At 32.8% G+C, this 14,629-nt stretch carries 13 protein-coding genes and 1 other annotated feature; of the genes, 1 reads left to right on the top strand and 12 read right to left on the bottom strand.

The annotated features are described in order from the left end of the window. Nucleotides 1–75: 75 nt before the first annotated feature. The 9 genes from CW357_RS05500 to CW357_RS05460 all read right to left on the bottom strand — a co-directional run bounded on the left by CW357_RS05500 (nt 76) and on the right by CW357_RS05460 (nt 10,465). Nucleotides 76–720: an NAD(P)-binding protein gene (locus tag CW357_RS05500; RefSeq protein ID WP_119416765.1), complete on the bottom strand. Its 645-nt coding sequence runs from the start codon at nt 718–720 to the stop codon at nt 76–78. A gap of 148 nt (nt 721–868) precedes the next feature. Beyond that, on the bottom strand, nt 869–1,651 hold the full coding sequence (gene trpA, locus CW357_RS05495; RefSeq protein WP_119416764.1) for a tryptophan synthase subunit alpha: 783 nt from the start codon (nt 1,649–1,651) through the stop codon (nt 869–871). Beyond that, on the bottom strand, nt 1,651–2,850 hold the full coding sequence (gene trpB, locus CW357_RS05490) for a tryptophan synthase subunit beta (protein ID WP_119416763.1): 1,200 nt from the start codon (nt 2,848–2,850) through the stop codon (nt 1,651–1,653). Before trpB ends, trpA begins: the two co-directional genes overlap by 1 nt. After that, nucleotides 2,843–3,469, bottom strand: a complete 627-nt coding sequence (locus CW357_RS05485; RefSeq protein ID WP_371683790.1) for a phosphoribosylanthranilate isomerase — start codon at nt 3,467–3,469, stop codon at nt 2,843–2,845. Before CW357_RS05485 ends, trpB begins: the two co-directional genes overlap by 8 nt. Beyond that, a complete protein-coding gene (gene trpC, locus CW357_RS05480; RefSeq protein ID WP_124217537.1) occupies nt 3,466–4,257 on the bottom strand; it encodes an indole-3-glycerol phosphate synthase TrpC in 792 nt (263 codons plus the stop codon). The genes CW357_RS05485 and trpC overlap by 4 nt, the downstream gene beginning before the upstream one ends. Continuing rightward, nucleotides 4,254–5,282 (bottom strand): anthranilate phosphoribosyltransferase, encoded by a 1,029-nt coding sequence (gene trpD, locus CW357_RS05475; RefSeq protein WP_124217536.1) that lies wholly within the window; start codon nt 5,280–5,282, stop codon nt 4,254–4,256. The genes trpC and trpD overlap by 4 nt, the downstream gene beginning before the upstream one ends. Nucleotides 5,283–5,305: 23 nt before the next feature. Then, entirely contained in the window at nt 5,306–6,679 is a 1,374-nt protein-coding gene (locus tag CW357_RS05470; protein ID WP_124217535.1) for a chorismate-binding protein, read from the bottom strand. Nucleotides 6,680–6,775: 96 nt separating this feature from the next. Next, nucleotides 6,776–6,988, bottom strand: a binding site (T-box leader). A gap of 355 nt (nt 6,989–7,343) precedes the next feature. Beyond that, entirely contained in the window at nt 7,344–9,029 is a 1,686-nt protein-coding gene (locus CW357_RS05465) for an SH3 domain-containing protein (protein WP_124217534.1), read from the bottom strand. Between the two features lie 791 nt (nt 9,030–9,820). Beyond that, complete coding sequence (locus CW357_RS05460; RefSeq protein ID WP_124217533.1) at nt 9,821–10,465, bottom strand: alpha/beta hydrolase; 645 nt, start codon at nt 10,463–10,465, stop codon at nt 9,821–9,823. Between the two features lie 155 nt (nt 10,466–10,620). Here CW357_RS05460 and CW357_RS05455 point away from each other — a divergent pair, with 155 nt between their 5' ends. Further along, nucleotides 10,621–11,772 (top strand): acyl-CoA dehydrogenase family protein, encoded by a 1,152-nt coding sequence (locus CW357_RS05455; RefSeq protein ID WP_124217532.1) that lies wholly within the window; start codon nt 10,621–10,623, stop codon nt 11,770–11,772. 268 nt (nt 11,773–12,040) lie between these two features. On the opposite strand, the gene CW357_RS05450 is transcribed toward CW357_RS05455, so the two are convergent. The 3 genes from CW357_RS05450 to CW357_RS05440 form a co-directional block, all read right to left on the bottom strand. Further along, nucleotides 12,041–12,442 (bottom strand): DUF3139 domain-containing protein, encoded by a 402-nt coding sequence (locus CW357_RS05450; protein WP_256386320.1) that lies wholly within the window; start codon nt 12,440–12,442, stop codon nt 12,041–12,043. Between the two features lie 159 nt (nt 12,443–12,601). Then, nucleotides 12,602–13,273 (bottom strand): CPBP family intramembrane glutamic endopeptidase, encoded by a 672-nt coding sequence (locus CW357_RS05445; RefSeq protein WP_124217530.1) that lies wholly within the window; start codon nt 13,271–13,273, stop codon nt 12,602–12,604. A gap of 77 nt (nt 13,274–13,350) precedes the next feature. Then, on the bottom strand, nt 13,351–13,998 hold the full coding sequence (locus tag CW357_RS05440) for a class I SAM-dependent methyltransferase (protein WP_124217529.1): 648 nt from the start codon (nt 13,996–13,998) through the stop codon (nt 13,351–13,353). Between the last annotated feature and the right edge of the window lie 631 nt (nt 13,999–14,629).

The following is a 14,629-nucleotide window of genomic DNA, read 5'->3' as shown; positions in this document are numbered from 1 at the left end:
TGCAGATATTTCATAATACTTTATTATATTGTAGATACATAATCAGCAAGTTCGATGATCTTTTATGTATTTCAGTTATTTAGAAAATGTCTTCGTTTTTAAAATTCTCTTTAACAACTGTTCACGCTCATCGAATTTTTTTGCTTTTGTGAGTGTTAAAAATTGTGAATCTAGTAGTTGTTCTAAAAGTTCACTTTTCGCTTTTGGTTCTTTTATTTTCTCTATAATTTGACGTCTGGCTTTTTGTAAGAATAATATATAATCCTCGTATGTATCATCATACTGTACTTCTAATTCTTGTTTGATTTTCTTTGCTAGTTTTGGATTCGCACCAGAGGTTGAAACCGCGATTGTTAATGGTCCACGCTGTACAACAGAAGGGACAATAAATTGACTTAATGCTTCATTGTCTACAATATTGCAAAGCTGATTTGGACTAGCAGATTTTGAAACAAGTTTATTAACATTTGTAGAATTTGTAGCAGCAATGATCAAAAATGCATCCTTTATATCTTCAGAAGAAAATGATTTTTTTCTCCATTGAATCACATTTTCCTTTGCTAATTGTTGCAGCTTAGGTGAGAGTTCAGGACTGACTACTGTTACTAGAGCTTCAGCTTTAATTAAACTTGTGACTTTTCTAGTCGCAACAGAACCACCACCTACAACTACGACTTGTTTTCCTGAAATATTTAACATAATGGGATAGTAACTAGTCATAGTATCCACAGCCTTCCAATATATTATAATATGTCTCTATTTTAATGCTAATTCTACAAGGTCTCCAGTTTTTCTAATTTTCCCAATATAAAAACCCGTTATTGCAACCATTAAATGCATAACGGGTTCTTCTTTTTTAATACGGTTCTTATTCAGTCACTTTAACTTTTGGAATTAGCTCTCTGATAAATTTCTCGTTTCCTTCATGAAAGGCTTTTACAATGGCACTTCCTACTATAACGCCATCTGCTAAAGAACCTATTTCTTCTACCTGTTCAGGTGTAGAAATACCAAAGCCTGCAATAACTGGTACCGTGCTAATTTCCTTTAAAGCGTGTATATGTTCATCCAAAGATTTTCCGAATTCGCTACGTACTCCAGTTATTCCATTTACCGTTACAGCATAGATAAATCCTTCCGCAACTTCTGCTATTTTTTGAATCCGGTCTTCTTTACTTGTTAAAGAAACAAGTTGAATAAGAGCAATGGATGTTTCCTTTATTTTATCTTGAATCAATTTCGCTTCTTCAATAGGCACATCAGGAATGATTAAACCCGTAATTCCTACCTCTTCACATTTTGCAACGAATTTTTCGATTCCGTATGCAAGTATTGGATTTAAATATGTCATAACAATTAAAGGAACTTGAATTTCTTCTTTAAATGCTGCAATTTCAGCTAAAATCACTTTTAAGTTCGCACCTTCTTTTAAAGCACGATTGCCAGCTTCCTCTATGACTGGACCATCTGCAACAGGATCAGTAAATGGAATCCCTACTTCAATCGCAGTTGCACCGGCATCTTGTAAGAAAAGAATTTGTTTCCTTATTGCTTTTAATCCGCCATCTCCTGCCATAATGTATGGGATAAATGCTTTTTGACCTGTGTTTACTTTTTTCTCTATAGCTATTTGTAACGGTTTTACTGTCATTATTTTTCCCCTCCCATTGCAGCTCTTACTGTTTCTACGTCTTTGTCTCCACGACCAGATAGATTTATGACCAGAATTTCCTCAGGTTTCATTTTTTTTGCAATCTCTGCAGCTCTATAAATTGCATGAGAACTTTCTAACGCTGGGATAATCCCCTCTGTGCGAGACAATAATTTTAAACCTTCTAAGGCTTCATCATCCGTCACAGACGAATATTTTACTCGACCAATGTCATGTAAATAACAATGTTCTGGACCAACAGCTGGGTAATCTAAACCTGCTGAAATGGAATGTGCCTCTTGGATAAATCCATTGTCATCTTGTAATAAGTACATATAAGCACCGTGTAATACCCCTTCTTTTAAATCTGCAAATGCAGCAGCGTGGAGTCCTGTTTGGATACCACTACCAGCAGCTTCTACGCCATATAATTTGACTAATTCATCATTGACAAATGGATGGAACATACCAATTGCGTTACTACCGCCGCCAACACATGCAACAATTGCATCTGGTAACCTTCCTTCTTTTTCTAAAATTTGTTTTCGTGTTTCCACCCCAATAATTCGTTGGAAATCACGTACTATTCTAGGAAATGGGTGGGGGCCAGTAGCAGAACCTAAAATATAGTGTGTATCTTCTACATTTGTTACCCAGTAGCGGAGCGCTTCATTGACTGCGTCTTTTAAAGTACCGCCGCCTTTATCAACGGAAACAACCTTAGCACCTAGTAACTCCATCCGAAAAACATTTAATGCTTGGCGTTTTACATCTTCTTTCCCCATAAATACTACACATTCAAGATCAAAAAGTGCACAGACAGTAGCGGTTGCAACGCCGTGTTGACCTGCACCTGTTTCCGCAACAATTTTCTTTTTGCCCATTCTTATTGCTAATAGTGCCTGCCCTAATGCGTTATTAATCTTGTGCGCACCTGTATGATTCAAATCTTCGCGCTTTAAGTATATTTTTGCTCCTCCAATTTTCTTTGTTAGACGTTCAGCAAAATAGAGAGGATTTTCTCGACCTACATAATCTTTTAGATAATATTGCAATTCTTTATAAAAAGATGGATCTTTTGTTGCTTCATTGTAAGCTATTTCTAATTCATTTAAGGCAGTCATCAAAGTTTCTGGAACAAATTGTCCACCAAATTTTCCATATCGTCCTGTTTCTTGCTCATTTAATTCTTTAACCATTAGCGATACACTCTCCTTTTACTGTTTCCATAAAACGATGTATTAAAAGATTATCTTTCTTTCCGTTATTTTCTACGCCACTTGAAACATCTAGCATATAGGGATGTGCAATGTTAATGGCATTTTTTACATTCGAAGCATTTAAACCACCTGCAAGAATTACTTTTCTATCTTTTAATAAGGGGTTATTTAATAAATCCCAATTAAAAGTTTTGCCACTTCCACCAGCAAATTGAACCCCAGGTGCATCTAAAAGTAAAAAGTCTGTGTCATATGTTAGTGCTCTTTCTATATCCTCTTCACTTTTCACTGAACATGCTTTAATTGAAGGAACACCGATTTTCTTAATATCCTCATTCGATTCATTTCCATGAAATTGAACATAATCTAGAGGCACTTCTTTAAAAGCTTGTAGTATATATTCAGAAGGTGCATCTACAAATACACCAATTTTTAATACATGATCTGGGATATGTCTTGCTAACTGTGCCGCTTTCTCTATGGAAATTTGTCTTTTACTTTTTGCAAAAACAAATCCAATAGCATCAGCACCGGATTTAACAGCCGAAATGACATTTTCTTCTTCCATCAGTCCACAAATTTTAACTTTTGGAATCATATTCGTACACTTCTTTTTGGAACTTGAAGTGAGTGTAATGTTGTTTCAATATCACCACTACGCATTAATGTCTCTCCAACTAAAACTGCACTTGCTCCAATTTCTGCAACAAACTTTGCGTCAGTAGAATCCTTAATACCACTTTCACTGATTAATACTCGATCTTCATGAAATGGGAATAATTTAGCTACTCTTTCTGTATGCTTTAAATCAACTTCAAAAGTTTTTAAATTACGATTATTGATGCCAATCAGTTTTGCATCAATTTCTAACGCGACTTTAAGTTCTTCTTCATCGTGAACTTCTACTAATACTTCCAATCCTTGATCAGTCGCATAATGATATAATTTTGACAAGTCCTCTTTAGAAAGTGCTGCAACGATTAGTAGAATAACAGAAGCCCCATGTGCTTTTGCAAAGTCAATTTGAACTTCATCAATGATAAAATCTTTACAAAGAACAGGGATTTTTACAATTTGAGTGACATTTTTCAAATCATTAAAACTTCCATTAAAAAACGGTTGATCGGTTAAAACAGAAATACATGCTGCACCAGCCTTTTCATAATCTAGTGCCTGATGAACTGGATTTACGGTACTATTGATAACCCCTTTTGATGGTGAAGACCTTTTAATTTCTGAAATGATTTGAAGATTTTTAGCATTTTTTAATTTTTCAAAAAGAGAAGGCTTTTTTGATACTTCAAAACTTAGTTGAGTAGATTCCTTTTTAAGTCTTAAAACCTCATTTCTTTTTTCAGCAATAATTTTATCTAAGATAGTTGTCATAGGATTTTCTCCTTTCGATGTGCTTCGCTAAAGGCTATTACAGCTTCCAATTTTTCTAATGCTTTTCCAGACTCAATCGTATCGATTGCAAGTTCAACGCCTTCTTTAATTTTGCTAACAGTTCCATATGCAAATAATCCAATTCCTGTATTAAGAGCAACTGCATCAAAGTAAGCATCTCTTTTACCTTTTAACAATTCTCTTAATATAATCGCGTTGTCATCAGGATTACCACCTCGAATAGCGCTTATAGGTGCTTCTTTTAATCCAACATCTTCAGGACGAAGAGAAAAAGGAATTAAATCTTCATGATCAACAAGAACAAACTGATTTTGTCCTGCTAGAGAAGCCTCATCCATTCCACCTGCACCTGTAACAACAATCCCTCTTTTTCTTCCTAACATTTTCATCACAGTTGCATATTCCATCAGAAAATCTTGTCGATATATACCAGTAAATTGAGTTTCTAAATCAACAGGATTTGTTAACGGCCCTACTAAGTTGAATAATGTCGGTTTACCAATTTTTCTTCTTACTTGACCAATTCGTTTTAGCTTTGGATGCACATTCGGTGCGTATAAAAAAGTAACATTTTCTTGTTCCAATAATTTAAGAGTTTCTGGAATAGTCAAATCAGTATGGATGCCTAATGCTTCTAGTACATCTGAACTTCCAGCGGCACTTGAAATTTTACGATTTCCATGCTTGGTAATTTTAGCCCCCGCAGCAGCTAAAACAAGAGCAGATGTCGTACTAATATTAAAGCTATTGCACCCATCTCCTCCTGTTCCACAATTATCCATATAACGATCCATTTCAGCCGGAACCGATAAAGCAAATGATTTCATGATTGTGGCAAGACCTGCAACTTCTTGAGCGGTTTCTCCCTTTTTCGATAAAGCTATCAAAAACTCTTCTATTTCTTCAAGTGGTGTATCATCTTGGAACATTTCCTTTGCGGCATCTAACATCTCCTCATAAAATAGATGTTTGTTGTTTTTAACCTTTTCAATCGCTTGTTGCATTGACAACCTCTCCTCTCTCAGCTCTACTCAACATTTGACAATGCGGTCAAAGAATTTGTTTTTTCGATTGTCTCTTCAAATTCTCTTTCCACTTCTGAATCTTCGACAATACCAGCCCCAGATTGTATATAAGCAATTCCATCTTTTAATAGCATCGATCTAATGGTAATAGCAAAGTCGATATTGCCATTAAAACCTATATATCCAATTGCTCCACCAAAAATATTCCGGTGAGCAGTTTCTATTTGATCGATTAATTCTATTGCAGTTCTTTTTGACAAACCTGTTATCGCACCAGCAGGATAAGTTGACATTAAAGCATCTAATGAGTGATAAACAGGCGATAACTTTCCTTGAATAGTAGAAACTAAATGCATGACATGCTCGTATCTTTCTAATTTCATATATTGTTTTACTTGCAATGTTCCTGGTTGAATCACTTGAAGTAAATCCTTTTTGGCTACTTCTAATAACATGCCGTGTTCATTTTGTTCTTTAGCATTATTTAATAATTCTTTAGCAAGAAGTTGATCTTCCGCTTCATTCATGCCACGTTTTCTAGTTCCACCTATTGGATTTACAGTAATTACATCATCTGTGACTTTAATTAGACTTTCTGGTGATGTACCTAAAACAATATGATCATCAAAATCCATGTAATACATATATGGAGATGGGTTTTGTTTTCTTAATTTTCTGTATATAGAAAATGCATTTCCTGAATAAGTTGCTTGTTGCTGTCTTGATATCACGATTTGACTAACCTTTTTATCCAGAATATAAGATTTTGCTTTTTCTATTTGTTTTAAGAATTGTTCCTTTGAAATGTCGCTTGTAAAAGATGAAAGCACATAACCTTTCTCTTCTTTATCGGTAAGCGGCGTTTGGATTTCCTTAACTAAATAATCTAAATCAACTTTTTGTTGTTCTGGATTTATTTCTGTATGAATAATGATTACTTCATCTTGCAGGTGATCGAATATAACAAGCGTTTCGTAGATAAAGAAATTTACACTAGGGATTTTTAAGGTATTAGGATGCTGCGAATTCACCGCTGTATTATATGAGATATATCCAACTGCGCCCCCAGTAAAAGGAAACTCGGAAGGACCAGTGATTCTAGGCATTACTCGTTTTAAAAGTAATAGTAAATCTCCTTCATAACTGTATTCTTTTCCCGTATAGAATTGTTTTTCTATTAGCTTATTATCACTACCACTATACGATTTGATCGGGTTAACGCCGATCATAGAATATCTGCCATCTTCTTGGAACTTCGCAGCAGATTCAAGTAAGAATTTCCGTTTTCCCTTTAATCTTTGAAAGATTAAGATGGGCGTTAAAGAATCACCATTGAGCTTTTTTACAGTCGTTCTATAATTTTCTTGCTCGATCATCAAAAATCATCTCCTATTAATGTTCAAATTTGAGAAAAAAGATTCAAATCGTTTAGCTAAAAAAATAAAAAAGCCCTCATGAAAGATGTACTCTTTCATGAGGACGATATTGACCGCGTTGCCACCTCAAGTTGAAGTTTTGAAACTCCCTCTTAAATCCGTAACGAGGATTAGACGTCATCCATTACTCACTTTGTTTTGACGGATGCTCTCATAAGTCCATTCACACACTACATTGATCAGCTTACACCAAACGCTGACTCTCTATACAATGTCAAATATGCTACTACTCTTATTCTTCAATTTCTCAGCTATGCTTAACTATTCTAATCTCAACTCATCGGACCAATCTCGCTACCGAAATTGCTATCCATTCGAACCATTTATTAACTGTTATATTAAAGATTCAACATGAAAATGTCAACCTTTTTTATTATTCTGAATTATATTTTAATTAATTTTTAGTTTTTAAGTGTTGGCATTACAAACCATCCCTTTAAGTATTTACTTTGTATGTTTGCCCATTTCACTTTTTAATAATCTTTGTTACTTTTATTTCTAATTCTAAGCCATTTGGAATAATTGCAATGATACTGCTTTTGTTATCTGGCTCATTATATAATTTTGTTTGTTCATCTAAAATGATGCTGTTAGTTACTAAACTTTATTTACTTGCTGTTGTATTTGTTGCTTTTGTTAAATAAGAATAACATATCCAACCTTTTTTCCCGTTATAGCTTCCATAAGCCCATTTCACATTATTAACCGTCGTAGTTTTAGAAATAGTAAGTTTTGTACCTTTAGGAATTGTCACTAAAATAGCCGTTTTTGTTGATGCTGTTTTACGTAGGTTTACATTCGCTGTCGTTAACACTGTCTCTTTTACTGATAATGTCGTTAATGTTGTGGCTTGATATTTTTTTAAATAGGAATATGAAACCCAGCCTTTTTTCCCGTTATAACTTACATAAGCCCATTTCACATTATTAATTGTCATAGTTTTTGTAACGGTAAGTTTTGTTCCATTCGGAATTGTCGCCAATTTTGTTGTTTTTGTTGATGCTGATTTACGTAGGTTGACATTCGCTGTTGTTTTCACTGTTTCTTTCATTGATAATGTCGTAAATGTTGTGGCTTGGTATTTTTTTAAATATGAATATGAAACCCAGCCTTTTTTCCCGTTATAACTTACATAAGCCCATTTCATATTATTAACCGTTGTGGTCTTTGTAACAGTAAGTTTGGTTCCATTCGGAATTGTCGCCAATTTCGTTGTTTTTGTTGATGCTGATTTACGTAGGTTTACATTCGCTGTCGTTAACACTGTCTCTTTCACTGATAATGTCGTTAATGTTGTGGCTTGATATTTTTTTAAATAGGAATATGAAACCCAGCCTTTTTTCCCGTTATAACTTACATAAGCCCATTTCACATTATTAATTGTCATAGTTTTTGTAACGGTAAGTTTTGTTCCATTCGGAATTGTCGCCAATTTTGTTGTTTTTGTTGATGCTGATTTACGTAGGTTGACATTCGCTGTTGTTTTCACTGTTTCTTTCATTGATAATGTCGTAAATGTTGTGGCTTGGTATTTTTTTAAATATGAATATGAAACCCAGCCTTTTTTCCCGTTATAACTTACATAAGCCCATTTCATATTATTAACCGTTGTGGTCTTTGTAACAGTAAGTTTGGTTCCATTCGGAATTGTCGCCAATTTCGTTGTTTTTGTTGATGCTGATTTACGTAGGTTTACATTCGCTGTCGTTAACACTGTCTCTTTCACTGATAATGTCGTTAATGTTGTGGCTTGATATTTTTTTAAATAGGAATATGAAACCCAGCCTTTTTTCCCGTTATAACTTACATAAGCCCATTTCACATTATTAACCGTTGTGGTCTTTGTAACAGTAAGTTTGGTTCCATTCGGAATTGTCGCCAATTTTGTTGTTTTTGTTGATGCTGATTGTCGTAGGTTGACATTCGCTGTTGTTTTCACTGTTTCTTTTACGGAAATTGTTGTATTTTTAGGTTCTTCGTTTAATTTTAAATAATTTTTTGCTACCCAGCCCACATGATCTTGCCATTGTATTTTAGCCCAATTAATGCCGTCAACCTTTTTAGTTGAAATAACTTTCACTTTATTTCCTTTTTTTAATACAAAGAGCAGTTTACCATTTAAACCAGCTGCTTGACGGAACTTCACATTTGCTGTTGTTAAGTAGTTTGCAGTTGCTGCTTTTGCTTGTAATTCTTGCAAATTGAATGGATTTTCAACATAAAAAGCTGTTCCGACAGAACCTGTAATTGCACTAATTAACACTAATTTCGATAATTTTTTAAATGACAAAGTAAAAATCCCCTTTTATCTCTTTATTGATTAGATTTTTGTCAGGTACAACTATTGATCCTTCTCCAACAAAGAATAATTCTATATTGCAAGTCAAATTAATGAATGAGTTATCATTCAGTTAATTTCCATAACGTTAATTTTTAGTATAAAATTATTAATTTATTTATATTTTAAATCATATTCTATTTTCTGCTTGCAAGAATATGAAAATAGGCTTATAGTAATCGCAATTTTATAGTTATAAAACGCTAAAACGAATGACCCTAATAACTAAGCATTTCCATATATTTCATTCTAAAAATCCTGGAGTATTGGTTTAACTTTTTTGACTTATTTATCTTATCTAACTATACTAAATGTTTTTTACATAACATTGTATATGTGTTTGATCTTTATAATTTTTATAAATAGCCAAAGCTAATACATTAAATACCTACCAATAACCTCTATCTGTAAGAATCAAATTCTACGAACATATTTAAATTATTTCATGCCTTATTTAAGCAATATAGATAATATATACCCTTTGCATAGTTTAAATGAATAAAACCTAATTAGTGCATCTTCTAATTATTTTTTTAAATATTTATTCTATGTAAAAATAGTAATACTTTTAGTGGATAAACTATCAATAGAGACCAATGACGACACCTGAATAAGTATAGCACCAATATGTAAAATTATGTATATATCTTTATAACCACCATGGTAATAATGTTATATTATGGATATGCAAAAAAAGAAAAGACCATTTTCTATATAAGAAAATGGTCTTGGTAATTTTATTATTATAACATATTCTCTTTTAAGAATATGACCAATGAACTAGCTATTTCTGGTGTAACACCATGTCCGTCTTCAAAACGTTTGAATGTAACATCTGCACCGTTTTCAATAAAGAAGTCTCTACTTGCTTCTCCCCATTGATATGGAAGTGCCATATCATATGTACCATGTGATATGAAAACAGGCATACCTTCAATAGAATGTTTTTTGTATTCATTTTTAACGAATTCCGGAATATAACCGCTTAATGCTACAATTCCAGCTAACTTTTCTTTTCCCATTGCAAAAGCTAAAGATTTTGCTAAAATTGCACCTTGACTGAATCCCATTAAAAAGATTTTTTCTGCATCAATTGAATATTCGGTAAGAGCTTCTTCTATAAAATTCATAATATGGAGTACAACTTGATCAAATACTTTTCTATGAGGTTTGCCAAACTCTTCAATTGTAAAGAATGCATAACCTGGTTCATGTATGATGGGGCCTTGTAGACTAAATATGTGACATTGATCTTTAATATCATTTAATAATCCTGGTAAATCATGTTCGTCGCTTCCCATACCATGCATTAAAAAAACGGCAGGATATAATTTTCCATGCTCCATATCTTTTGGCGCAGAATGTATAAATGTGAATGGTGAATTCATTAATATCTTCCTTTCAGGATAATCTGGTTCTATGATAACATACTATTTTTTTAAGTCATAACAAGCTTTCTCGAATTCGACAATTTTTCACATTAAGCATAGAAATAAAGTAGGAATAAGATGTATGATATGAATAAAGATTGGGAGGCGTTATCATGGATAGTTTTTTACGAACAGATACTCAAAGAGACTTAATAGCAAAGCTTGAGGAATTAATCCCTGTTTTTCAAAAGCGTGAACCTCAATTAGACATTCGAGGATCTTTTCCATTTGAAAATCTTGAGGATTTGAAAAAAATAGATTATACAAAATTGACATTACCTAAGGAATATGGTGGTCTAGGTCTTGGCTTATATGAATATATTCTAGCTCAAGAAACTATTGCAGTTGGATGTGGTTCTACAGCTCTTGCTCTTGGTTGGTCAAATGGTACGATTCTAGAATATGTGGAAAGTCAACATTGGAATCCAGAAGCTGCTAAAATCGTACTAAATGCCATCGCGGATGGTGGCCTTATCAATACAGCAGCATCAGAAAGAAATGCAGGGAGTCCAACTCGCGGAGCTTTACCTACGACAACTGTTGTAAAAGATGGCGATGAGTTAATTATTACGGGAGAAAAAATCTTCACATCTGCAGCTCCGGCCCTAACTCATTTCATCATTACTGCCACAAATAGAGATAATGAAGTGGAATCTATACTTGTTCCAAGTAATACTAAAGGCATTTCATTGGAAGATTCATGGGATTCACTAGCCATGAGAGGAACTGCCAGTCAAACGTTGATATTAGATCATGTACGTGTTCCAAGTACATACATTTTGCAAACAAGCGCTCAAAGAGCCAAAGGAACGAAAGGTTGGCAATTACACATTCCTGCATGTTATATAGGGATAGCAAGAGCAGCTCGAAACTATGCGATGAAATTTGCTACATCTTATATTCCAACTTCTTTAGGTAAACCTATTGCTGAAGCACCTAATATTAAGCACATGATAGGAGAAATGGAACTAACTCTCACAACAGCAAGACATATGTTATATGGAACGATCGAGAGATATGAACATTGTGATGATAAAGCGAACTTTAAGGAACCTTTAGAAGTTACAAAAATTCACGTAACAAATGCAGCGATGAAAGTTGTTGATCTTGCGATGAGAATTGTAGGAGCAAGGGCATTATCAGAATCCAATCCAATGCACCGTTATTATTTAAATGTGCGTGCAGGATTATATAATCCTCCGATGACTGATGTGATTCAAACAAAATTAGCGAATGAAGCAATTAATACGTTTTTGAATAAATAGAAGCAAAAAGCCGATTCTCAACTAAGAGGATCGGCTTTTTCATTCGTAGAAATCCATATACTTTTTATCTCCTTATATTAAGCTAACCTATATTCTATTGTACCTGTGTGGAATTCGCACATGCATTTACGAGATCTTGCCGTCTTCCGCTCCACAATTATTAATGTTGCTTTGAGCTAAAAATTTGATCGTTTTTTCTGTTATTCATAATCGTACCTGTTTATTTAATTAAGCAATGATAAATTTTAGAGATTTCATTGAATCACATTTAATTTCGATTTTCTAGAGAATTAACACATTTTCCTTCACTGTGTTTTGTCTTACCTTCAAAAATATCTGTAACACCATCAGATAATAATTTATCTTTTTCACAAAATTGTTTAACTGTTTTCCTTTTTTTGGTGATTCCATAATAGTATGTCACATCTTGTTCATCTTTAAAAATAACCATGTAATGGCCATGATAAAAATCTTTATTTATAATATATTTCGGCTCTACGTAACTTGCTTCCATTATGTCCTTTTTCGTATAACCCTTTTTCTCTAAATAGACTGGAACATTTTTATTTGCTATATATTTTGTATAAGGATTTCCGTTATTTAATACATAAAAGAAACCAAAAGGAAACGCCACGATAATGAATATAATTAGACCAACAGCAAACCATATAATTTTCTTCTTGATATCATTTTCCTCCCTATTAATAAGGCATTAATTTAGAGTTTAAAAAAACTTTACTTAAAGTCGTGCCTCAATTGTTGTTCGATGAAGTCAAACTTGTTCGTTTATTGGTTTTTACATTATTTACTTGAACCCATATTTTAAAAGCTAACTGATCGTAACAATAAAATTATGAAATATATGTAAAATAACAACTGACCATAATGAACCCGTCTTCTTGTAAACAAAACCAAAAAGTAAACCAACAGCGAAAATATATATATGACTCCCAAACACGAAAAACTCTGAATTATAAATCCAAATTGGATAGTGTATTATTAAAAATAATAAAGCTGTAATGATATTCGCTTTCCAAAAAGTAAATTTTTTATTAATCTCTTGTAAAATTAATCCCCTGAAAACAATTTCTTCAGCAATACCTGCCATAAGAAAAGAATTAAGATAGTCGTCAAAAGACAGTGAAAATTGAAACGATTTTCCATTAAGAATATAAGTTCCAAATGCAAAATATAAACCAAGCACGAGTGATAGAACTGCTCCCCATAGTAATCCTTTCTTTACATTAACATTCAGTTTTAAATAGTGAACTGGTGAATTGTTTAGATAGTATTTTATATATAACCAAGCAGGAACTATCCAAATTAAAAACTTAACTATTGCCTCAAATATCGCTGAGGTTTTTTCATCAAATAAATCAATATACTTTACAAACCAAAGTTCTTTTAGAGCCCACATCAAGTAAAATATTAATAGATACATCAGCATTATTTTTACTTCACTAATTCTATCTCTTTTTTTGATACTTAACTTTGATTGCATAACCCCCTCCATAAACCATAAATTTAAAATTTAAAAATTTGCTTAGATTACCAATAGAAATGAACAAAATGAATATATTATTTTCTCGATAAGATCTCAAAACTGCTGTGATAATGTGGTTTACCATGCGATAAATCCAAAGAATATGAATTGGAAAAACTAATAATTTCATATTCAGAAACTAATCCTTTAAACTCAGTTTCCGTGAAATAATGTAGATTCATGTTTTTGTTATGATTAAAATATGTATTCTCATCTATTTCTTCATATTTCTTCTTTATATTTTTAATACTAGCTTCATCTATATTAAAAGCACTTATGTAAACATGTCCATTCTTTCGTAAGCCTGCATTTACTTTATTGATAATTTTACTTATTGCATCTGGTGTGAAAAAATTTAATACATTAGATAAAATGATTAAGTCGTATTTTTCAGAAGAAATATCGAATGATAGAATATCATTTACACTGGCATTTATTTGAACGTCCAACTTATTAGATAATTCTTTACATCTTTGAACTGCAGTTTGCGAGAGGTCTATCCCCTCTACTTCAAAGCCAAGCTTCGCAAAAAATAGTGCGTTTCTACCTTCACCAATTCCTATATCCAAAACCTTTCCGTTATCCGGTAGTAATTTTACATATCTAGTCAACACTTCATTTGGCTTTAATCCCCATAAAATGTCGTTTGATTTGTAATCCTCTTCCCAATTATATTGATTCATAAGTACCTCCACCCACGCGAAATTTTTATAAAGAAAATAATTCAATTTTCAATTTAATTAACATATAATAATAGAATATCGCATTTATAATACATAATTATACCATATATACATTTTAGAGGGATTTATTAAATGGATTTTAACGGAGGTTTCAATGAGGAAGTATACAGGGATTTTATCAATATTATTGCTTCTTTTTAGTATCAGTTCACTTTTCTTAGGGTCTCAATTCAAATTTTTTTCTGATTACTTATACCAAATTATGTTTCTTTCATATATATTATCTTGGATCTTTACACTTATTTCAAAAAAGGGCATCTGGAAAACATTATCTCTAATTGCATTAATACTCGTCTCTATTGCATTCATCGGATTCTTTCTAATAATGACTATACTTTGGGATAGACCATAATCGTTCTTCTTTATTTTAGGCTGATTTATAGCTATTTTGCGTCTATAAAAAGTTTCCACGAATTAAAGGATTACATCACGAAACTATCAATGAACGTCAGAACACCATCATAAGAAAATTGGATGAAACATTTTCAAGGTGTAGGTCGCTAATTCGAGGCCATCTATTAGGTACAGAAGTATTCTAAAAAGAAAAAGCAAACAAACGTTGGTAAACCAA

The sequence above is a fragment of the Rummeliibacillus sp. TYF005 genome (assembly GCF_003844195.1).
GTDB lineage: Bacteria > Bacillota > Bacilli > Bacillales_A > Planococcaceae > Rummeliibacillus.
This window is presented reverse-complemented; position numbering and strand designations above follow the sequence as displayed.